The sequence below is a fragment of the Nigerium sp. genome (genome assembly GCF_039811905.1).
Taxonomy (GTDB): Bacteria; Actinomycetota; Actinomycetes; order Propionibacteriales; family Propionibacteriaceae; genus Propioniciclava.
Genome location: NZ_JBDHZL010000048.1, coordinates 1 through 18,676, shown reverse-complemented (window position 1 = coordinate 18,676; position 18,676 = coordinate 1). Strand labels below are relative to the sequence as shown.

The 18,676-nt window shown below is 72.7% G+C and carries 20 protein-coding genes, 1 tRNA gene and 1 other RNA gene; 7 read left to right on the top strand and 15 right to left on the bottom strand.

Annotated features, from left to right (window positions below; all coding sequences use genetic code 11):
* Positions 1-932 (bottom strand): zinc-binding dehydrogenase (locus WMJ97_RS09405; RefSeq protein WP_347348723.1); only part of this gene is annotated, 932 nt, incomplete at its 3' end.
* A gap of 64 nt (positions 933-996) precedes the next feature.
* Between WMJ97_RS09405 and WMJ97_RS09400 the strand changes: the two genes are divergently transcribed.
* Entirely contained in the window at positions 997-1,839 is an 843-nt protein-coding gene (locus tag WMJ97_RS09400) for a PaaX family transcriptional regulator C-terminal domain-containing protein (protein ID WP_347348722.1), read from the top strand.
* A gap of 24 nt (positions 1,840-1,863) precedes the next feature.
* On the opposite strand, the gene WMJ97_RS09395 is transcribed toward WMJ97_RS09400, so the two are convergent.
* The 6 genes from WMJ97_RS09395 to ffs all read right to left on the bottom strand — a co-directional run bounded on the left by WMJ97_RS09395 (position 1,864) and on the right by ffs (position 7,086).
* The gene (locus WMJ97_RS09395) at positions 1,864-2,073 is read right to left on the bottom strand and encodes a hypothetical protein (RefSeq protein ID WP_347348721.1); all 210 of its coding nucleotides are present in this window, start codon (positions 2,071-2,073) and stop codon (positions 1,864-1,866) included.
* A 140-nt stretch (positions 2,074-2,213) separates the two neighbouring features.
* Complete coding sequence (locus tag WMJ97_RS09390) at positions 2,214-3,059, bottom strand: HAD family hydrolase (protein WP_347348720.1); 846 nt, start codon at positions 3,057-3,059, stop codon at positions 2,214-2,216.
* A 52-nt stretch (positions 3,060-3,111) separates the two neighbouring features.
* Entirely contained in the window at positions 3,112-3,711 is a 600-nt protein-coding gene (gene recR, locus WMJ97_RS09385) for a recombination mediator RecR (RefSeq protein WP_347348719.1), read from the bottom strand.
* Positions 3,712-3,750: 39 nt separating this feature from the next.
* A complete protein-coding gene (locus tag WMJ97_RS09380) occupies positions 3,751-4,062 on the bottom strand; it encodes a YbaB/EbfC family nucleoid-associated protein (protein ID WP_347348726.1) in 312 nt (103 codons plus the stop codon).
* Between the two features lie 152 nt (positions 4,063-4,214).
* Positions 4,215-6,935 carry a DNA polymerase III subunit gamma and tau gene (locus tag WMJ97_RS09375; RefSeq protein ID WP_347348718.1) on the bottom strand — a complete coding sequence of 907 codons (2,721 nt, stop codon included), beginning with the start codon at positions 6,933-6,935 and terminating at the stop codon, positions 4,215-4,217.
* 54 nt (positions 6,936-6,989) lie between these two features.
* Positions 6,990-7,086, bottom strand: an RNA gene (gene ffs, locus WMJ97_RS09370) — signal recognition particle sRNA small type.
* A gap of 178 nt (positions 7,087-7,264) precedes the next feature.
* On the opposite strand from ffs, the gene WMJ97_RS09365 reads away from it, so the two are divergent.
* The 3 genes from WMJ97_RS09365 to WMJ97_RS09355 all read left to right on the top strand — a co-directional run bounded on the left by WMJ97_RS09365 (position 7,265) and on the right by WMJ97_RS09355 (position 8,947).
* The gene (locus WMJ97_RS09365) at positions 7,265-7,414 is read left to right on the top strand and encodes a hypothetical protein (RefSeq protein ID WP_347348717.1); all 150 of its coding nucleotides are present in this window, start codon (positions 7,265-7,267) and stop codon (positions 7,412-7,414) included.
* Positions 7,414-8,055 carry a DedA family protein gene (locus WMJ97_RS09360; RefSeq protein ID WP_347348725.1) on the top strand — a complete coding sequence of 214 codons (642 nt, stop codon included), beginning with the start codon at positions 7,414-7,416 and terminating at the stop codon, positions 8,053-8,055. The genes WMJ97_RS09365 and WMJ97_RS09360 overlap by 1 nt, the downstream gene beginning before the upstream one ends.
* Positions 8,056-8,131: 76 nt before the next feature.
* Entirely contained in the window at positions 8,132-8,947 is an 816-nt protein-coding gene (locus WMJ97_RS09355) for a HEAT repeat domain-containing protein (protein ID WP_347348716.1), read from the top strand.
* A gap of 63 nt (positions 8,948-9,010) precedes the next feature.
* Here the strand turns inward: WMJ97_RS09355 and WMJ97_RS09350 are convergent, their stop codons facing one another.
* The 3 genes from WMJ97_RS09350 to WMJ97_RS09340 all read right to left on the bottom strand — a co-directional run bounded on the left by WMJ97_RS09350 (position 9,011) and on the right by WMJ97_RS09340 (position 12,664).
* The gene (locus WMJ97_RS09350) at positions 9,011-10,087 is read right to left on the bottom strand and encodes a HEAT repeat domain-containing protein (RefSeq protein ID WP_347348715.1); all 1,077 of its coding nucleotides are present in this window, start codon (positions 10,085-10,087) and stop codon (positions 9,011-9,013) included.
* 255 nt (positions 10,088-10,342) lie between these two features.
* Positions 10,343-11,743, bottom strand: coding sequence for a class II fumarate hydratase (fumC, locus tag WMJ97_RS09345; protein ID WP_347348714.1), 1,401 nt, complete (start codon positions 11,741-11,743; stop codon positions 10,343-10,345).
* 111 nt (positions 11,744-11,854) lie between these two features.
* A complete protein-coding gene (locus tag WMJ97_RS09340; RefSeq protein ID WP_347348713.1) occupies positions 11,855-12,664 on the bottom strand; it encodes a carbon-nitrogen hydrolase family protein in 810 nt (269 codons plus the stop codon).
* Between the two features lie 164 nt (positions 12,665-12,828).
* Here WMJ97_RS09340 and WMJ97_RS09335 point away from each other — a divergent pair, with 164 nt between their 5' ends.
* Both WMJ97_RS09335 and WMJ97_RS09330 read left to right on the top strand, forming a co-directional pair.
* A complete protein-coding gene (locus tag WMJ97_RS09335) occupies positions 12,829-13,248 on the top strand; it encodes a VOC family protein (protein ID WP_347348724.1) in 420 nt (139 codons plus the stop codon).
* 116 nt (positions 13,249-13,364) lie between these two features.
* Positions 13,365-13,449: transfer RNA gene (locus WMJ97_RS09330), tRNA-Ser, on the top strand.
* A gap of 92 nt (positions 13,450-13,541) precedes the next feature.
* Here the strand turns inward: WMJ97_RS09330 and WMJ97_RS09325 are convergent.
* The 3 genes from WMJ97_RS09325 to WMJ97_RS09315 form a co-directional block, all read right to left on the bottom strand.
* On the bottom strand, positions 13,542-14,336 hold the full coding sequence (locus WMJ97_RS09325; RefSeq protein ID WP_347348712.1) for an NAD(P)-dependent oxidoreductase: 795 nt from the start codon (positions 14,334-14,336) through the stop codon (positions 13,542-13,544).
* A gap of 53 nt (positions 14,337-14,389) precedes the next feature.
* The gene (locus WMJ97_RS09320) at positions 14,390-15,271 is read right to left on the bottom strand and encodes a methyltransferase domain-containing protein (RefSeq protein ID WP_347348711.1); all 882 of its coding nucleotides are present in this window, start codon (positions 15,269-15,271) and stop codon (positions 14,390-14,392) included.
* 164 nt (positions 15,272-15,435) lie between these two features.
* On the bottom strand, positions 15,436-15,822 hold the full coding sequence (locus WMJ97_RS09315) for a PH domain-containing protein (protein ID WP_347348710.1): 387 nt from the start codon (positions 15,820-15,822) through the stop codon (positions 15,436-15,438).
* 404 nt (positions 15,823-16,226) lie between these two features.
* On the opposite strand from WMJ97_RS09315, the gene WMJ97_RS09310 reads away from it, so the two are divergent.
* Positions 16,227-16,943, top strand: coding sequence for a class I SAM-dependent methyltransferase (locus WMJ97_RS09310; RefSeq protein WP_347348709.1), 717 nt, complete (start codon positions 16,227-16,229; stop codon positions 16,941-16,943).
* A gap of 65 nt (positions 16,944-17,008) precedes the next feature.
* Here the strand turns inward: WMJ97_RS09310 and WMJ97_RS09305 are convergent, their stop codons facing one another.
* Both WMJ97_RS09305 and WMJ97_RS09300 read right to left on the bottom strand, forming a co-directional pair.
* A complete protein-coding gene (locus WMJ97_RS09305) occupies positions 17,009-17,857 on the bottom strand; it encodes a hypothetical protein (RefSeq protein ID WP_347348708.1) in 849 nt (282 codons plus the stop codon).
* 93 nt (positions 17,858-17,950) lie between these two features.
* The coding region (locus WMJ97_RS09300) for an SGNH/GDSL hydrolase family protein (RefSeq protein WP_347348707.1) at positions 17,951-18,676 on the bottom strand (726 nt) is incomplete at its 5' end.

Here is an 18,676-nt window from a genome sequence, read left to right as displayed (position 1 = left end):
TCGCCGTGCACCACGGCCTCGAAGCCCTCGCGGGCGTCCCGGAGCGACAGGACGCGGTCGATCCGCGGGCGGACGCCGCCCTCGACCATGACGCGCAGCAGTTCGTAGAGCTGATCGCGGCGTCCCATCGTCGAGCCGAGGATGCGGAGCTGCAGGAAAAAGACGCGGCTGAGATCCGCGGGCGGATTCGGGCCGGACGTCGCGCCGCACACGACCACCGCCCCGCCCGGACGCAGCGACTTCAACGAGTGCGACCAGGTCGCCTCGCCGACACTCTCGATCACGGCGTCCACCCGCTCGGGCAGCCGCGCGCCGTGCTCGAAGACCTCGTCGGCGCCGAGATCGATGGCGAGGGAGCGCTTGGCCTCGGTGCGTCCGGTTGCCCAGACCCGCAGTCCGGCCGCCCGGCCGAGCGCGATCGCGGCCTGAGCGACGCCGCCCGAGCACCCCTGCACGAGGATCGTGTCCCCCGCCTCGACCCCGGCCTTGCCGAGCATGCTGTAGGCGGTCAGCCACGCGGTGGGCAGGCAGGACGCCTCCTCGAACGTCAGCTCGGGCGGCTTGGCCACGAGGTTCCGCTCGGGGACGACCACGTACTCGGCCATCGCGCCCTGATGCCGCTCCGACAAGAGCGAACGCTTCGGATCGAGCGTCTCGTCACCCTCCCACTCAGGCGAGGAGATCACGCTGTGGACGACGACCTCGCGGCCGTCGTCGGTGACGCCCGCCGCGTCCGTCCCGAGGATCATGGGCATCCGCTCCGGCGGCAGGCCGACGCCGCGCAGCGACCACACATCGTGGTGGTTCAGGGAGGCGGCCTTCACCCACACCCGCGAGAAGCCGTCGCCGGCCTGGGGGTTCGGACGCGGCCCCACCTCGAGCGCCGCGAGCGGATCGTCGGGGCTCGCCTGAGACACGTAGACGGCATGCATGGGGGCGATTCTAGTGGGCCGAGGCTTCACCCCCGCGGGTCTCGCAGGCTCGTACACTGCGGCCATGCACCTTCGGCCGGACGACGCGTTCGTCTCGTCGTTCGACACCGTGCCGTACGCGTTCGGGGTGGCGGAGGCGTCCGTCTTGCCCGGCCCGATCCTCACCCGGCTGGTCGGCGACCTGGGCCTGACGGTGCCGGCGTCCAAGGCACTGCTACACCGCATGACCCAGGCGGGCGGCCTCACCATGGAGCGCACGGGACGGGTCGGGCGGTACGCGATGACGGGCGCGCTGTTGGAGCGATTCCAGGAGTTCCGGGACGGCAGGCCGCCCCGCGACCCGTGGGACGGCCGCTTTCATACGATCGTCTACGACATCCCCGAACACGATCGGCTGGCGCGCGACCACCTGCGCACCGCGGCGATCCGGGCGGGCTACCGGCAGGTGCGGCCCGGGATTCTCATCGGGCCGACGGACGCCGCGGCGTCCCTGATACCGCTCGCCGGGGCCAACCAACTGACGACCGGCTGGTGGACGCTTGACCCGGACCAGGTGTCCGGCCTGGTGGCCCGCTGCTGGGATCTCGACACCATCCGAGCGCGCTACGAGACGGCCGTCGCCGCGACGGCCGACCTGCTCACGAGCGACCTCGAGCGACTCGCCCCCGCGGACGCCTACCGGACGCTGCACGCGGCCATCCGCCCGGTGGTCGCGTTGCGGCTGCTGGACGGACCGCTCCCCGCCGAACTGCTCCCCCACGACTGGCCCGCGGGCGACCTCGGCCGGGCCTTCGACCGGGTGGCCGAGCGGCTCGGCGTGGCCGCCGCCGCGCACGCGACGGACGTGATCGCGCGTTCCCCGCACGCAGGCCTCGTCGAGGCCGACGCCGCACCCCGCCCCCGCTAGGGGCGGCGTCCCCTGGCTAGCGTCTCAGCGGGCGCGGCCGCGCCTGGTCGCCCACGGGACGACCATGAAAACGACCCACAGGAGTCCCACGACCAACGCGCCGCCCATGAGCCACCAGGACGGCCACGCCTCCCCGAAGACCATCGCGCCGAACGCGACCCCCAGGCCGTAGACCACCGCGACGATCCCGACGATCGCCCGGCCGTCGCCGGGGCGGTCCACCTCGCCGCTCACCGCGCGGCACCCGACGCGAACGGCACGACATTGCACCCGACGACGGTCATGGGTCCTCCTGAGGATGGTCGAACGTCACCGCCTATCGTTGCAGCACTTTCACGAATCGTCTACAAGATAAATCAATGCTCGATGCTCGTTCAGTCCTGCTCGGCGAGCACGCGCTCGATGACGAGCGCGATGCCGTCGTCGTCGTGGGAGGCCGTCACCTCGTCGGCCGCCTCCAGCGCCTCGGGCAGCCCGTTGCCCATCGCGACCCCGTGGCCCACCCAGCGCAGCATCTCGACGTCGTTGCGGTTGTCGCCGAACGCCAGCACCTCGGACGCGGCGATGCCGAACCGGGCGCACATCTGCTCCAGCCCCGACTCCTTCGTGACGCCCTCGGCGGACACCTCGACGAACGGGGCGCCCGACGTCGTCACGTGGCACCCGGGGACGGCGAGCTCGAGTGCGACGGCCAGGAGGGCGTCCTCGCTCACGGTGTCGTGGCGCAAGATCAGCTTCAGCGACGGACGCGCCAGCACCTCGGCCAGGTCGTACTCGGGCAGCGTCAGTTCGGCGCGGCCGTGATCGCCCGGATCCATGAGACCGACGTAGCCGTGCTCGGGCACGAAGGTGCGGCCGGCGTTCCGCACCGACACGCACCGGGTCCCGGGCACGGCCTCGCGCATCCGCAGGACGAGTTCGGTCTGGGCGTCGACGGGCAGGGTGTCTTCGAAGTAGACCTCGTCGGTGCGCAGGTCGCAGCCGACGGCCCCGTTGGCCCCGACGGCCGGGCCTTGCAGCACGGTGCCCGCGACCATCTCGTCGATCGAGAACGGCTGGCGTCCGGAGATCGGCATCACCAGGACGCCGCGGTCGTGGGCCGCCTCGAACGCCGCGAGCGTGCGGGGCGAGATCGTGCGGTCGCTGGTGAGCAGAGTTCCATCGACGTCGGTGGCGATCAGACGGAGTCGGGCCAATCGGTGCGGGGCGCGCGTGGTCACGCACCCATCCTCCCATCCCGCGCGGCCCGGGCACCGGGCCAATCGGGACGCCTCAAGCGCCGATGCGGCGCCTGCCGGAGAAGGCCCGGCCCAGGGTGACCTCGTCGGCGTACTCGAGGTCGCCGCCCACCGGCAGCCCGGACGCCAGCCGCGACAGCGTGACGTCGGTGTCCGCCAGCAGGCGGGCGATGTAGGTGGCCGTCGCCTCCCCCTCGAGGTTCGGGTCGGTCGCGAGGATCACCTCGGTGACGTTCTGGTCGGCGAGCCGCGTCAGCAGTTCTCGGATGTGGAGGTCGCCCGGCCCGACGTGGTCGATCGGGCTGATCGCGCCGCCGAGCACGTGGTACAGGCCGCGGAACTCGCGCGTGCGCTCGATGGCCCCCACGTCTTTCGGCTCTTCGACCACGCAGATCGTCGTGCGGTCGCGGCGCGGGTCGCGGCAGACGCGGCACGTCTCCTCTTCGGAGATGTTGAAACAGATCGCGCAGAACTTCACCTGCTCCGCGACGGTGCGCAACGCCTGGGCCAGCCGCTCCACGTCGGCCTTGTCGGTCGCGAGGATGTGGAACGCGATGCGCTGCGCACTCTTCGGCCCCACGCCGGGGAGCCGACCCAACTCGCCGATCAAGTCCTGGATCGGTCCTTCGTACACGGCGTTCCTTGTCTCGGAGTTCTGGTGGGGGCGGGCTCGTCAGAAGGGCATCTGCGGCATGACGGACTGCGCCAGCGCCGACGCCCGGTGGCTCGCGTCGCGCACGGCCGCGACGATCAGGTCGCCGAGCGACTCGGTGTCGTCGGGGTCGCACGCCTCGGGCTTGATCGCGACCTTCTGCAGCTCGCCGGTGCCGGACATCTCGACGGTCACGAGGTCGCCGCCGGCCGACCCGGTGATGACCTTGGTCGCCAGATCGTCTTGCGCACGCTGGAACTGCTCCTGCATCGCCTGGGCCTGCTGGAGCAGCGCGTTCATGTCGAAGCCGCCGCCGGTCTCGTCGCCAAGCATGGACATGGGGTCTCCTTCGTGGGTTCGGGTTCGTCGGTTCGCGCGGGCTCGCGCGCGGCTCACGCCATGCTACGCGAGGCGTCCGACGGTTCCGGACGCCACAGCGGTTCGGCGAGCGCCGACCCGGAGGTTGCGCTCGGGCCGGGGACACCTCAGCGGCCCGAGCCGTCGTCTTCCGCGATCAGCTCGGCACCCAACTGCGTGCGGAGCAGGTCGTCGACCTCGATGTCGGGGTTGTCGAGGTCGCGGTCGCGGCGGTCAGGTTCCGCCTCCTCCTCGCGCCGCGGCGGCGTGTGTTGCGTCGGCAGGATGTTGCCCCGCGCGGCCGCGGCGTAGTCGGGGGGCGGACCCTCATCCTCCTCGGGCGGCGGCGTCGGGGGGGTCGCCGGGTAGTCGCGCCGCGCGCGCGGGTCGGCGGGCCGCTGCGAGCCACCCCGGACGCCGTCGCGCGGCCCTGCGGGGCCGGCCTGACGATTCTGCTGATGCTGGCCGCCGCCCCCATGCCCGGACGCCTCCCATCGTCGGCCCCGGGGGCCCGAGTTGTCGCCGCCGGCCGGGCCCGATGTGCCACGCGACGGACCACCGCCGGCGCCCTGGGCACCCGAGGGCCCCTGCCCGCCGCCGCGTCCGCCGGAGGGACCCTGCCCACCGGCTGCCGGCCCGCCGCCGGAGGAACCCTGCCCACCCCGCGGCCCTGCCGGGCCGGACGCGGCCGGCGGGGGCGGAGTCGGGCCGCCCTCGGCCACGATCACCTCGACGCGCGGCGCGGCGCCGAGCGCCTCGAGCACGGCCTCGCGCAGCACGTCTTCGTGGCCGCCGCGGGTGAGGCTCTCCCGCGCGCCGGGGTTGTTCGCGGCGAGCGTCAGGACGCCCCCGGCGAACTCGTGCACCTGCGCGTTCTGACTGAGGATGATCCACGTCACCCGCCGCCTCGTCTTGACAGCCTCGAGCACCTGCGGCCACAGCCGCCGGACGTCCGCCGTCTGCAAATCCCCCGACGCCGGCGGCCCGGTCGGGGACGCCTCGGGCGCAGGCCCGGCGGCCGAGGGCGGACGCTCCTCCTGCGCAGGGGCGCGCCTGGCCTGCTCGGCGCCGCGGCCCCCCTGCTCGGGACCACCGACGGCCGGCTCGGAACCGCGCCCGGCGTGCGCCGGACGGCGCCCGGCCGGCTCGGGGCCACGCTCAGCCTGCTCGGTCGGGCGTCCCGCCGACTCGGGCGCACGCCCGGCCGGACCCTCCGCCGAACCCGGCGCGCTCGGGGCTGCCCCGCGCCCACCCGGCGTGGCGGGCGCAGAGCCCGGCGCGTCCGAGAGAGCGGGAACCGCCGCATCCTGCTCGCCGGGGATCAGCAGCCGCCGCTCCAGCCGGTCGAGGCGCGCGTGAATGCCCCGCGCGTCGACGTCGGCGCCCGGCAGCAGCACCCGCGAGCACATGAGCTCCAGGTGCAGGCGCGGGGCGGTCGTGCCCCGCATGTCGGTCAGCCCCTTCGCGATGACCTCGGCCGCACGCGTCAGCTCCCCGGGGCCCATGCCGCGGGCCTGCGTCGTGAGGCGCTCGGCCTGGTCGCCGGAGACATCGACCAGCCCCGACGTCAGGGCGTCGGGCACAGCCGCCACGATGATGAGGTCACGCAGGCGCCGCAGCAGATCCTCCGCGAAGCGCCGCGGATCCTGCCCCACCTCGATCACCTTGTCGATGCACGAGAACACGCCCTCGGCGTCGCCCGCGGCGAACGCATCCATGATCTCGTCGAGCAGCGTGTCGGGCGTGTAGCCGAGCAGCGCCGTGGCCTGCCGGTAGGTGACCCCCTGCTCCCCCGCGCCGCCGAGCAACTGATCGAGCACCGACAGCGAGTCGCGCACCGACCCCGCCCCCGCCCGGACGACCAGCGGCAGCACCGTGGGGTCGACCGAGACGCCCTCGGCCTCGCACAGCGACGCCAGATACCCCTGCAGCACCTTGGGCGGAACGAGCCGGAAGGGGTAGTGGTGCGTGCGCGACCGGATCGTGCCGATGACCTTCTCGGGCTCGGTGGTCGCGAAGATGAACTTGACGTGCGGCGGCGGCTCTTCGACGACCTTGAGCAGGGCGTTGAACCCCTGCGTGGTCACCATGTGCGCCTCGTCGATGATGTAGATCTTGTAGCGGCTGCTCACGGGCGCGAAGAACGCCCGCTCGCGCAGGTCGCGCGCCTCGTCGACGCCGCCGTGCGACGCCGCGTCGATCTCGATCACGTCGATGCTGCCGGCCCCGCCGCGGGCCAGGTCGCGGCAGCTCTGACAGACCCCGCACGGGGTGGGCGTCGGGCCCTGCTCGCAGTTGAGGCACCGGGCCAGGATGCGCGCCGACGTGGTCTTGCCGCACCCGCGCGGCCCCGAGAACAGGTACGCGTGGTTGACGCGGTTGTTCACCAGCGCGCGCTGCAACGGCTCGGTCACGTGCTCTTGGCCGATGACTTCGGCGAACGTCTCGGGGCGGTACCGGCGGTACAGCGCCAGCGGCGGTTCGGGGGCCTCGGACGCCCGGGCCGTCGGCCCGACATCGGCCGGCTGCGCGGCGACGGACGCCTCGGGCTCGGGCTGCTGCTCGGGCGCGGGCTGCTCGCCGGGCTCGGGCTGCTCGTCAGACTGGGCGTCAGGCACCGGGTCCAACCCGGGGCCCTCGACGCCTTCGTCTTCGTCGTCGGGGTCGATCGGGATCTCCGACGTCTCGTCGAGTTCGACGTCGACCTCGGGGTCGTCGGGCGGATTGGGCTCACCCGGCAGGACGAGTTCGTCGGGCTCGGCGCCGAACAGGTCGGGCCCCTCCTGAACGAACTCGTCGGGCGCGGCCTCGCCCTCGCCGAGGGGCTCTTCGTGCAGGTCGTCGTCCACGCCACGCACCTTACTTCGTGGCACCCCCAAAACCGGCCGCGGACGGGCCGCAACGCAAAGGGGCCCCCGCGCACCTAGAAGAGCTCACTGACCCTTGCTGCCTTCCGGCCCTGGGGGAGTTGGGCGAGGTACCACCGCGCGGGGACCTTGCCGCCATACTACCCGGACGCCTCCGCGCCCGGCCAATCGCGCCAGAGGCGTCCCGTCGCCCGCGCCGTGCGGGCGAGCGATACCACTGCTGAGAAGCCCCTTCGGGACCCCCCCCGCGCCGGGCGACCCACAGGGGTCGAGCCCTGGTGGGCGGCCCGCACCCGGTTACGCTGGCCGCCATGACGATGGACGTGTTGGTCGCCACCGCACCGCCCCCGCTGTTCGTCGACGTGATCCACGAGCAATGCGACGGCGGTCGTCCGGACGGCGCCGGGGCCGTCGACCAGGATGCCGCCGCGGCCGGCGTCCGCGGCGGGTCGGGCGCGTGATGCACGCGTTCGACTGGATCTACACCTGGGTCATCGAGTCGGCGCTCTCGCCCTGGGCGCTGGTGGTCGTCGCCGTGTGCTGCTTCGTCGACGGCTTCTTCCCGCCCATCCCGAGCGAGTCGGTCATCACCGCGCTCGCCGCGGTGCTCGCGACGAAGGACCCGGGGCGCATCGCCGCGCTCGTCCCGCTGGCCGCGGCCGGGGCGTTCTGCGGCGACAACGTCGCCTACCTCATCGGGTCCCGGCTGCATCACCTGCTGAACCGGTTCCCCAAGCTCCGCGACCGCGTCCACGACGCGAGCCTGCACATCCGCCGCCGCGGGGCGACGCTCATCATCACCGCCCGGTTCATTCCGGTCGGCCGGGTCGCGGTGAACATGGGCGCCGGCCTCGCGGGCTACCCGCACCGCCGGTTCATGGGCGTCACGGCGATCTCCGCGAGCATCTGGGCGCTGTACGCCGCCGCCATCGGCGTCGCCGCCGGGCGGTTCATCCACGATCAGCCCCTGCTCGGCGCGGCGATCGGCGTCGTGCTGGGGGTCGCCATCGGCACGATCGTCGACCGGATCATCAGCGCTCGCCAGCGGCGCGCGCTGCGGGACGCCCACGAGACCGAGGCGTCTGAGGCATCCGGCGCCTGACGCGGCGTCCGGGAACCTCGAGTTGACCCTCACGCTGCGTGAGCCTTTACGGTCTTTCGACGGAGGTGGGATTCACATGACCAACAACACCACGACCGACCTGATCACCCAGCTGTCCCACCCGGATGGCTCCCTGCGCCGCGAGGCCGCCCTGCGGCTCGGCGCCACGCACGACCCCGCGGCGGGCGACGCGCTCATCGAGCGGCTGCGCGTCGAGGAGAACTCGCGCGTCCGGGAGGACCTCACGTGGGCCGCCGTCCAGCACTCGGAGGCCCTGATGCCCCGGCTGCTGACGATGCTCAGCGACCCCGACCCGCGCGCGCGGCGCATCGGCGCCCACGTGCTCAGCAAGGTGGGCGACCCCGCGCGGCTGCCCGAGCTGCTGCCCCTCGTCGACGACGCGGACGCCTCCGTCGCGATCAAGGCCTACCGGGCCGTCGCGAACACCGGGCGTCCCGAGGCGCTGGGCCCGCTCGCCGGACGCCTCGGCGACGGCGACGCCCTGCAGAAGGACGCCCTCACCGGCGCCTTCCACCGGTTCGGGGAGCTGTCCGTCGGTCCGCTCGTCGCGGCCCTGGCCGACGAGGACGCCGACGTGCGCACGCACGCCGCGGACGCCCTCGGCCACCTCGGCACCGACGCGGACGCCGCGGCCGACGCCCTCGACGCGTTGACAGCGGACGCCGAGCCGGCCGTCCGGGTGGCGGCGGTGGCCGCGCTCGGCCAGCTCGGGGACGTCGCCGACGCCCCGCTGCAGCGGCTCACGGCCAGCGAGGACGCCACGGTGGCCGGCATCGCGAGCCGCCTGCAGGCCAAGCGCGCTGGCGAGCGTCGCCGCGCCGACCTGCGCGAGCAGGTGCGAGCGCGGGCGAAGGCCCAAGCCGAGGCGTGATCTGACGGCTCGGGCGCCCCGGGCCACTCGGTCCCGGCGTCCCGGCCTCCCGCGTCCCGGGTCTCAGGATCCGGCCGCGAGCCTGCGGGCGAGCACGCCGGTGCGCCCCCCGTGCGAGGCGGTCGCGGCAATCGCCGCGGCCGCCTCGTCGCCCCCGGCGGCGGCCAACGCCATGAGCGCGGCGATCCGAACGTCCTCGTCCGGATCCTCCACCGCCGAAACCAGCGCCGGGACGCCCTCGGCGTCGGCCCTCAGGCCGAGCGCCTCGGCGGCGTCCGCGCGCGCCTCGGACGACCGCTCCGGTGAGCGGAGGACCGCGGCGATCGGGCCGGCGGCGTCCCCGGGGATCAGCCCGAGCGCGGTCACCACGGACGCCCGCGTTCCGGCGTCCCCGCGGCCCAGCACCCCGGCGAGCGCGTCGATCGCGGCCGAGCCACCGAGGCGTCCGAGGCTTTGGGCGGCCTTGGTGACGACCCGCTCCGACGGGTCGGCGAGCAGTTCCGCCAGCGCGGGCGCCGCGGCGGGGTCGCGCAGCTTGCCGAGGACGTGGGCCATCTGCTCGCGGACGCCGGCGTCCGGGTCGGCGAGTTGCGCGACCGCCAGGGGAAGCACGTCGGGCCCACGCTGGACGATCGCCCACGTCGCGGCCTCCCGGACGCCGGGCTCGGGGTCGTGCCGCAGCACGTCGACGAGTTCGTCGATGGGGGCCGCGCCGGGGGCGTCCAGGACGGCGCGGAACCGGACGTGCGGCTCCCCGTGCCGGAGACGCTCGGTGAGGGCGATGACGTCGAGCACCTCGTCCCAACCGGCGCCGGCGGCGTCCTGAAGGCTGCGGAGGCGCGCGAGCAGCTCGTTCTCGGCGGCGATCCGTGCCTCGACGGCGGCCACGTGACGCGCGAGCGCGTCGGCGGCGTCGAAGCCGGGATCGTCGAGCGCGCGCTCGATCTCGGGCAGGCTCATGCCCAACGATTTCAAGTGTTGGATGGCCAGCAGCCGCTCAAGATCGGCCGGGGAGTACAGGCGGTAGTCGCCGCCGGTGCGCCCGCTCGGCACGAGCAGGCCGCGTTCGTCGTAGTGGCGCAGGGTTCGGTGCGTGAGCCCGGTCCGCCGGACGACGTCGCCGATGCGCAGCCATTCCATGAGGGCAGGGTAGCGCTCCCCCCGTAAGGGGGATGTGTCCCCCTTACGGGGACATCAGGACGCCGACTAGGGTCTCAGCACGCGTTCCACTGGGCCGATGGAGCAGGCGCGGAACCTCGCCGCGGGGGGAACTCTTCGCCGGCCCAGTGGGACCACCTTGATCCGGCGCCGCCGCCGTCACCCACCCCGAAGCCGTGGTTCGCGGATGAGCGTGGCCCTGCACGTGCCTCATCCGCGAACCGCAGCGCAGAATGCTCAGCCCGCCGACGGATGCGTCATGTCGACCGGCACCACCCAGGCGTCGAACTCCTCCGCCGTCAGGTTGCCCGACGCGATCGCCGCCTCCCGCAGGCTCGTGCCCTCATGGTGGGCCTTCTTCGCGATCGCGGCCGCCTTGTCGTAGCCGATGTGGCGGTTGAGCGCGGTGACCTGCATGAGGTTCGACTCGAGGTGCTCCTCGATCCGCTGCCGGTTCGGCTCGATGCCGACCGCGCAGTGCTCGGTGAAGCTGCGGCAGGTGTCGGCCAGCAGCCGGATCGACTCCAGCACCGCGTGGGCCATGACCGGCTTGAACACGTTGAGCTGGAAGTTGCCCTGGCTACCGGCGAAGCCGACCGTCGCGTCGTTGCCGAAGACGCGGGTGGCGACCATCGTCATCGCCTCGCACTGCGTGGGGTTCACCTTGCCCGGCATGATCGAGCTGCCCGGCTCGTTCTCGGGGATCAGCAGTTCGCCGATGCCGTTGCGCGGGCCCGAGGCGTACCACCGGACATCGTTCGCGATCTTCATCAGCGCGTCGGCGAGCACGCGCAACTCACCGCTGACCTCGACCAGCGAGTCGTGCGCCGACAGGGCGGCGAACAGGTTCGGGGCCTGCTCGAAGTGCAGCCCGGTCTGCTGGGAGATCTTCTCGGCGGCGAGGCGTCCGAAATCGGGATGGCTGTTGAGGCCGGTACCCACGGCCGTCCCGCCGATCGCGAGGCCGCGCGCCCGCTCGTCCGCGTGCCGAACGCCCTGCAGCGCGAAGTCGATCTGCGCCACCCACCCGGAGATGACCTGGCCGAGGGTGACGGGCGTCGCGTCCTGCAGGTGGGTGCGGCCGACCATGACGACGTCGGCGAACTCCTCCGCCTTCTTCGCCAGGACGTCGCGCAGCCCATCGACCGGCGCGTACAGCCGCTCGTTGAGCTCGACGACGACCGCGATGTGCATCGCCGTCGGGAACGTGTCGTTGCTGGACTGGCCGCGGTTCACGTGGTCGTTCGGGTGCACCGGATCCTTCGAACCGAGCGTGCCGCCGGCCAGCTCGATCGCCCGGTTGCTGATGACCTCGTTGGCGTTCATGTTCGACTGTGTGCCCGAGCCGGTCTGGAAGACGACCAGCGGGAACTGGTCGTCGAGCTTGCCCGAGATGACCTCGTCGGCGGCCTTCACGATGAGATCGGCCTTGTCGGCGGGCAGTTCGCCGAGCTCGGCGTTGGCCTGGGCGGCGCTCTTCTTGAGGACGCCGAGGGCCGAGATCATCGGGTGCCCCCACACAAAGGTGTCGCGGCCGATGTCGAAGTTCTGGATGCTCCGCTGGGTCTGTGCACCCCAGTAGACGTCGGAAGGCACCTCGATCGTGCCCATGCTGTCTTTCTCGATGCGGGTCGTCATGCCCCCAACGTACCTGGGGTGTCTTCTGGCCACGGGGCGTTTCTACCTGACGTTCTCCACACTGGAGTGTGGAGAACGTCAGGTAGAAACGCACACAGGGGCAGCAGAAACTCACACGGGACGCGGCGGCGTCCGACCGAACCGGGTGTTCGCGAGCACCGGCATCTTCTCGCGCGCCCGGACGACCGCCTCGGCGTCCAACTCCGCGATGAGCAACTCGGGCCCCGCCCCGGCCTCGGCGATGACGGCGCCCAGCGGGTCGGCCACCAGGCTGTGCCCGACGCCGAGCGGGGCGCGGCTGGCGTCCGGATCGCGCGGCTCGGCCTGCCCGCAGCCGACGACGTACACGGTCGCGTCCATCGCGCGGGCCCTGACGAGCGTCTGCCACTGCGTCCGCTTGTTCGGTCCGTTCGCCCAGGACGCGGGCACGAGCACGACCTGCGCGCCGGCGTCCGCGTAGTGCTTGAACAGCTCGGGGAAGCGCACGTCGTAGCAGATGGCGAGCCCGAAGGTCAGCCCGCCGATCTCGACGAGCACCGGCTCGTCGCCGGCGGTCACGTGGTCGGACTCAGCGAAGCCCTCCACGTCGAACAGGTGGATCTTGTCGTAGGACGCCTCCCCGCCCTGCCACGCGACGAAGACTGTGTTCCGCGGGCGGTCCGGGTCGTCGGAGGGCGTGAACATGCCCGCGGCGATGGTGATCCCGACCGTGGCGGCCAGCTCCCGCAGCCGCGTCGCGAACGGCCCGGACAGCGGCTCGGCGACGTCGGCCGCGCGGGTGGCGAAGCTGGCCATCATCGCCTCCGGGAAGACGACGAGGCGTGCCCCCGCGTCCTTCGCCCGCCGGACGTAGTCGGCGGCGAGCGTCAGGTTGGCGTCCGGGTCGGTGGTGCTCGTGAGCTGGGCGACGGCGATGCGCATGCCCCATCGCACCGCTGCGGACACCTGTCCGTCAAGCGTTCGCGGTAGTGGGACGCCGTCGCGGCCCTGCGCGGCCGGCGCCTGCCGCCCCACTCGCGAGACGGACTCCTCGCGACGGCATTGCGTCGAACCGATTGTTCACTAGGGTGAAGCCCGTGAGGACCATGCAAGACGGCGACGAGTTCATCCGCGCTGAGCGGGCGTCCGTCGTCCCAGAACTGCTCGTGACCGACCTCGAGCGCAGCGTCACCGCGTACACCGACGAGTTCGGGTTCGAGGTGGAGATCGCGCGCCCCGGCGTGGCGATCCTGCGCAACTCGGCGGGCGGCCAGCTCATCCTGGAGCAGTACGACTCCGAAGCGACGACGCCGACCGAGCTGCAGACCCCCTTCGGCCGCGGCGTCACGCTGTGGATCCGCGTCGAGCACCCCGGGCGCCTCTACCAGTCACTGCGCGGCGACAAGTACCCGATCGTCGTCCCGATGCAGGTGGCCGAATATACGGACGCCGACGGCGAGACCCAGTCGCGCAGCGAGTTTGTCATCGCGGACCCCGACGGCTACCTGCTCCGCTTCACCGACTGACGACGCCCGTCGGCACCCGTGACGCCGGGCCGTGACCGCGTCGCCCGACCGGCGCGATGACGGTGGTGGACGCCTCGATTGGAGCGGGGGCGGGCACCTCAGGTACGCTGTCCGGCGGAGGATTCGCCTAGAGGCCTATGGCGCTCGGTTGGAAACCGGGTTGGGTTCACGCCCTCACGAGTTCGAATCTCGTATCCTCCGCCGCGAGAATCCCGGCCCCCTGGGCCGGGATTCTGTGCGTTCGGCCACAAACTCCGGCGCCGGCCGCGCCACGCGGGCGGGCGTCCTCGCGATCAGGACCCCGCCGGCCAATCGTCCGGCGCGGGGACGCCGCCCTCCACGACGTTCTCGGGCTCGCTCGCGCGGTCGGTCCAGCGGTCCTTCGGGCGGTAGCCGAGCTCGAGCATGGTGTTCGTGATGTCCCAACGACGGTTCGGGTTGTCGGAGATCGCGTAATACAGCCCGAACGTGATCGACGCCTCGATCGCCCGCCGGACGACCTGCTCGGCGTCGTCCCCCGACAGCCACATCGCGTGGAGGAGGTCGACGTCCGACTCGAACGGATCCTCCGCGTACCAACCGATGCGCAGCGCGATGAAGTCGAGGCCGAACTCGTCGTGGTAGAACCGGCCGAGCGCCTCGCCGAACACCTTGGACACGCCGTACAGCGAGTCGGGCCGGGGTGGGGCGTCCGGGTAGACGGGCCACTGGCCGTCCCGGTCGTACATGCCCATCGCATGGTTGGACGACGCGAACACGACCCTGCGGACGCCCGCCTCCCGCGCCGCCTCCAGCACATTGCGCAGCCCGACGATGTTGGCCTGCAGAACGCTGTCCCAGTCCGACTCGGGGGAGGCCGCCCCCGCCAGGTGGACGACCGTGTCCACCCCCGCCATCAGCGGCGGGACGTCGGAGTAGTCGTCGAGGTCGGCCCGGTTGAGCGTCTCCTCCTGCTGGGGCGTCTTGGGCGTCCGGCCCTGCGTGACGAGGTCGTAGTCGCCGGCGAGCCGCTCCTCGAGCAGCCGGCCGAGGTTGCCGGTGGCGCCGGTGATGAGCAGGCGACGGCGTGCGGTCGTGTCGTGAGCCATCCCCCCATCCTGCGCGGGCATCCCAGAGGCGACAACCGCCCGAGCGGGCGGTCTCAGGCGCGCGTGGCGATAATCTCGCCGTGCACCATCGCGAACCAGGCGTCCGGGTCGGCGGCCCAGTCCTCCCAGCCTGCCGCCATCGCCTCGATCTCCTCGGCCGAGCACCCGACGCGGGACGCCTCTTGCGCGAACTGCGACTCCCGGACGCGGCGCGCCTGGGTGCGGCCCCACCAGTCGGTGGCGGCCTCGGTGGCGTAGGTCCAGGTGGACGAGCCCGCCCAGACGACCGACAGGCCGGCGGCGTTCGCCCACTGGCGGAGGCGGCGTCCGGCGTCGGGCTGGTGGCCGAGCGTCCGGGCGGCGGCGCTGTAGGCGGAGCGCCAGGCGTCCAGGCCGGGGGCCGGCGGGTACCAGGTCATCGCGCCGTAGTCGGCGTCCCGGGCGACGACGAGGCCGCCGGGCCGGCAGAGGGCGGCCATCCGGCGCAGCAGACCGACGGGGTCGGTGACGTGCTGCAGCACCTGGTGCGCGTGGACGACGTCGAACGCGTCCAGTTCCACGGACGGATCATGGGCGTCCGCGACCTCGAACCGCGTCCGGACGTCGCCGCGCTCGCGAGCGGCGGCGCGGGCGGCGTCCACCGCGGGGGCTGCAGCGTCGATGCCGACCACGGACCCCTCCGGCCCCACCCGACGCGCGAGGTCGAGCGTGATCGAGCCGGGTCCGCAGCCGATGTCGAGCACGCGATCGCCGGGGCGCAGCCGGTCGAGGAAGTACGCGCACGAGTCCTCGGCCGTCCGGACGCCGTGCGACGCCAGCACGCTCGCGTGGTGGCCGTGGCTGTAGGCGTGCGGGGAGGACGTGGTCGGGGTCGAGTCGCTCGGGGAGGAAGGCTGCGGCTCGGAGGCGTTATGAGAGGGCAGTCCGGCGGTCATGGGCGCACGGTAACACCGGGGTCTCCCCATCGAACGTGACGGCGGGCCTGTTGGCGGCCCCCTCGCTGCGGCCCTGATGCGGTTCGAACACTCGCCGTCTACCGCGAGGGATTCTCAGCGTGGTTGCTGGGTGACCTCCGTGGGTCCCCATGAGGGGCGGGACGTCAGGACGCCGGCAGCGCGAGGCCGCCGAGCACGGCGTGGGCAATCAGGCTATCGAGCCGACGGACGTCGATGCCGCGGCCCAGGTTGACCTTGATCTTGCCGGCACGGGTCCAGAGTTCGAGTTCGGCGTTCCAGTCGAGGGTGCCTGCGTTCTCTGACGACCACATGTTGATCGATGAATACGGCAGCGAGTAGATCTCGACCTTCTTGCCGGTGAGGCCCTGGGCGTCGCGGATGATGAGCCGCTTCGTGGTGAAGACCGCGCTGTCGCGAAACGTGCTGTACGCCGCGACGGGCTGCTCGCCCGGGACGAGCAGCGGCCCGACGTCGCCGGGGATCGGGATCTCGGACTGCAGTGTCCAGGCAGTGATGGGGGCGGTTTCCATGGGGACCTCCGTCGGTGCACCCGCGGGGCCGCGGGTACGGTCACCATCTCATCGACCGAGGTCAAGGTGGGATACGGGCGAGAAACGGCGTCATGCCCGAGGGAAATCTGTCGATCGACGGCGTTGTGGACCTCGACGACGAAAACCGACTTTGCGCGTGCTGCAGCACGCGCAAAGTCGGTTTTCGTCTGCGAGGTGGAGTTAAGGTCCGCGAAGTGAGGTGACGGTCTGCGAGGTGATGCTCAACCCCGCGACGTGACCCACGCGGGTGCAGGAGCCCCCGGGGCCCGACCCCGCCGTCAGGCCCCCGGTCCGATGACGTGGGATCAACACGTCGCTCCCTGCGGGGTCGCCCAGCCGCCGCCCGCAGACCTCCTACGATCGACCCGACGAAAGGAGCCCCCGTGCCCCGACCTACCGCCGACAGCCCCCTGGGCGCGGTCGTCCGTGGGCTCGCCGCGTTCAACGATCGCCACCCGTGGAGCCACAACGACTTCTTTCACCCGTGGATCCTGCGCAACCTCCCGGAGCGCCGACACCACGCGGTCGACGTCGGGTGCGGCGAGGGAGCGCTGGTCGCGGCGCTGGCGTCCCACTTCGACCGGGTCACCGGCATCGACGTCGATGCCGGCATGCGAGCGGACGCCGCCCGCGCCACGCGGACGCTGCCCCACGTGACCATCACCGACGGTTCGCTGGCCGACCTCACGCGGCGGCTGTCGTCCCCCGCGGGTTCAGACAGCCCGCCGGACGCCGGACTCCCCGGAGTCGACCTCATCACCATGGTCGCCGTGCTGCACCACCTCGACGCCGCCTCGGCGCTGCAGCAGGTCCGGGACGCCCTCGCCCCCGGCGGCCGCTTCCTCGCCGTCGGCCTGGCCGCGCCGCGCAGCGCCGTCGACATCGGGTGGGACGTGGCGTCCGCCCTGACCAACCCCCTGATCGGCCTCGCGAAGCATCCGCACCCGCACCGTGGTCCCCGACCCCCGGACGCCTTCCCGACCCGCAACCCCGAACACTCCGTCGACGACCTGCGCCGGGTTCTCCGCCGCGTCCTGCCGGGCGCCCGGCTGCGCCGGCGCCTGGCGTTCAGGTACACGATCGAGTGGACGCGGCCCTGACGCCGCGCACGGAAGCCCGGTCACGCGGACGAAGCCCGCACGCCACGCCCTGGCCCGAGCGGAGCTCAGGCCACCCCCACCGGACGCCTCCGTCCGACGGCGGCCGCCCCCAGGACGACCAGCACCGCCACCACGCTCACCGCCCCCACCAGCACCGACGCCGGCTCGTCGGTGAGGCGTCCGACCGCGATCCAGGCCAGGCCCCAGCCCATCGCCAGGGCGACGGCGAGGCGTCCCCCGAAGGAGATCGCGAACACGACCCCGAGCGCCGCAGCCACCGCGACCACGATCGCCGCCAGCACCTGGTCGCCAAATGCGCCGGCCGTCACGCCGCTCGCGGCGCCGGCCGCGGCGATGTTCGCACACGTCGCGACGCTCACCCAGCCGAGGTAGAGCCCGAACGTGCCATCCACGACGAGCGACCCGACCGCCGACCCTGACCGCACACCCGATTCAGCACCCGACCGCACCGCCGTCAGCCTCCGCAACAGCAGCCCGAGCACCAGCGCGAGCGCGGCGATCACCACGACGCTGAACCACAGCCAGCCCACCTGCGTCACCAGAAGCCAGGCCGCGTTCAGCAGCATGGACGCCCCGGCGAGCCAGCCGATCCGCCACCGCCGCAACGCCGGCGCGGCCGCCGGCAGCCACTGCCACACCGTGTAGGCGAGCAGCCCGACGTAGATCACGCTCCAGATCGAGAACGCGCGGCTGGCGGGCGCGAGGAGGGTGGCGTCCGCCGCCAGGGCACCCCCGGACGACTCGGCCACCCGGTCGCCGATGACCCCGAGCCCCACGAGCGTCCCCAGGACGCACACGACGAAGCTCGCCGTGACGAACAGCCGCTCAGGAAGCAGCGAACGCCCGGACGCCTCTCTCGTCTCGGACGCGGGGGCCGGGGAAACTGCTGACATGAAGGACACCTTTCGTTGCGATCCGGTCGTCGGTCCGGACGTATCGGTCCTTGTCACCCTACGTGTCGCCGCCAACCCGCGACCGCTGCCCGGTCAGGCCCCCGCGAACGCCTGCGCCAGCTCGTGGGCGATCACCTCGACGCCCGTCGCGTTCGGATGGTCCCCGTCCTCCGCGAGCAGCCGACTCGGGTTGCTCTTGCCGTCCGCCCCGCGGAACGAGGGCATCAGATCCACGTACGTCGCCCCGTGCCCGGACGCCGACTGCTCCAGGACGCCGTTGGCGGCGGTCGTCGCGGCGAGCGCGACGGGGCGGCCGTGCTCGTCCTCCGGGACGGTCGGGTCGCCCTCGGGGTATACGTTCCAGTAGCCGAGGACCAGGCACTCGAACGGACGCCCCCCGCGCAGCGCGCGCAGCTGCGTGAGCACGGCGTCCACCCGCGATTTCATCGCCGCGGCCTGGGACGCCGACTGGGCCGCGCAGCCGCTCGGCGTGCAGCCGTCGAGCCCGTCGACCATGTCGTTCGCCCCGATCGAGACGATGATGACGTCGGCGTCCGCCACCTCGGAGCGCAGGCCGGGATCCTTGAGGTCGGCGAGCAGGTCCGCCGACGTCGCCCCCGGGACGCCCTCGTTCACCGCGGTCACCTGGCGTCCGGTTCGCTGGCGCAGGATCGCCGAGTACTCCTCGGGGATGCCGTCGCAGCCGCAGCCCGTTCCCGCCATCACGGAGTCGCCCAGGCCCAGCACGACCATCGGCCCGCCGGTGGTCGCGGTGACCATGGGGGTCGCGTTGGCCCCGACCGCCGTGCTCGCCCCGGA

Bases quoted from the DNA above. Each gene is read 5' to 3' on its own strand.
- WMJ97_RS09340 (WP_347348713.1), bottom strand. From the start codon at position 12,664: ATGCGCATCGCCGTCGCCCAGCTCACGAGCACCACCGACCCGGACGCC.
- WMJ97_RS09335 (WP_347348724.1), top strand. From the start codon at position 12,829: ATGCAAGACGGCGACGAGTTCATCCGCGCTGAGCGGGCGTCCGTCGTC.
- WMJ97_RS09315 (WP_347348710.1), bottom strand. From the start codon at position 15,822: ATGGAAACCGCCCCCATCACTGCCTGGACACTGCAGTCCGAGATCCCG.
- WMJ97_RS09400 (WP_347348722.1), top strand. From the start codon at position 997: ATGCACCTTCGGCCGGACGACGCGTTCGTCTCGTCGTTCGACACCGTG.
- fumC (WP_347348714.1), bottom strand. From the start codon at position 11,743: ATGACGACCCGCATCGAGAAAGACAGCATGGGCACGATCGAGGTGCCT.
- WMJ97_RS09325 (WP_347348712.1), bottom strand. From the start codon at position 14,336: ATGGCTCACGACACGACCGCACGCCGTCGCCTGCTCATCACCGGCGCC.
- WMJ97_RS09360 (WP_347348725.1), top strand. From the start codon at position 7,414: ATGCACGCGTTCGACTGGATCTACACCTGGGTCATCGAGTCGGCGCTC.
- WMJ97_RS09365 (WP_347348717.1), top strand. From the start codon at position 7,265: ATGACGATGGACGTGTTGGTCGCCACCGCACCGCCCCCGCTGTTCGTC.
- WMJ97_RS09320 (WP_347348711.1), bottom strand. From the start codon at position 15,271: ATGACCGCCGGACTGCCCTCTCATAACGCCTCCGAGCCGCAGCCTTCC.
- WMJ97_RS09355 (WP_347348716.1), top strand. From the start codon at position 8,132: ATGACCAACAACACCACGACCGACCTGATCACCCAGCTGTCCCACCCG.
- WMJ97_RS09305 (WP_347348708.1), bottom strand. From the start codon at position 17,857: ATGTCAGCAGTTTCCCCGGCCCCCGCGTCCGAGACGAGAGAGGCGTCC.
- WMJ97_RS09380 (WP_347348726.1), bottom strand. From the start codon at position 4,062: ATGCTTGGCGACGAGACCGGCGGCGGCTTCGACATGAACGCGCTGCTC.
- WMJ97_RS09350 (WP_347348715.1), bottom strand. From the start codon at position 10,087: ATGGAATGGCTGCGCATCGGCGACGTCGTCCGGCGGACCGGGCTCACG.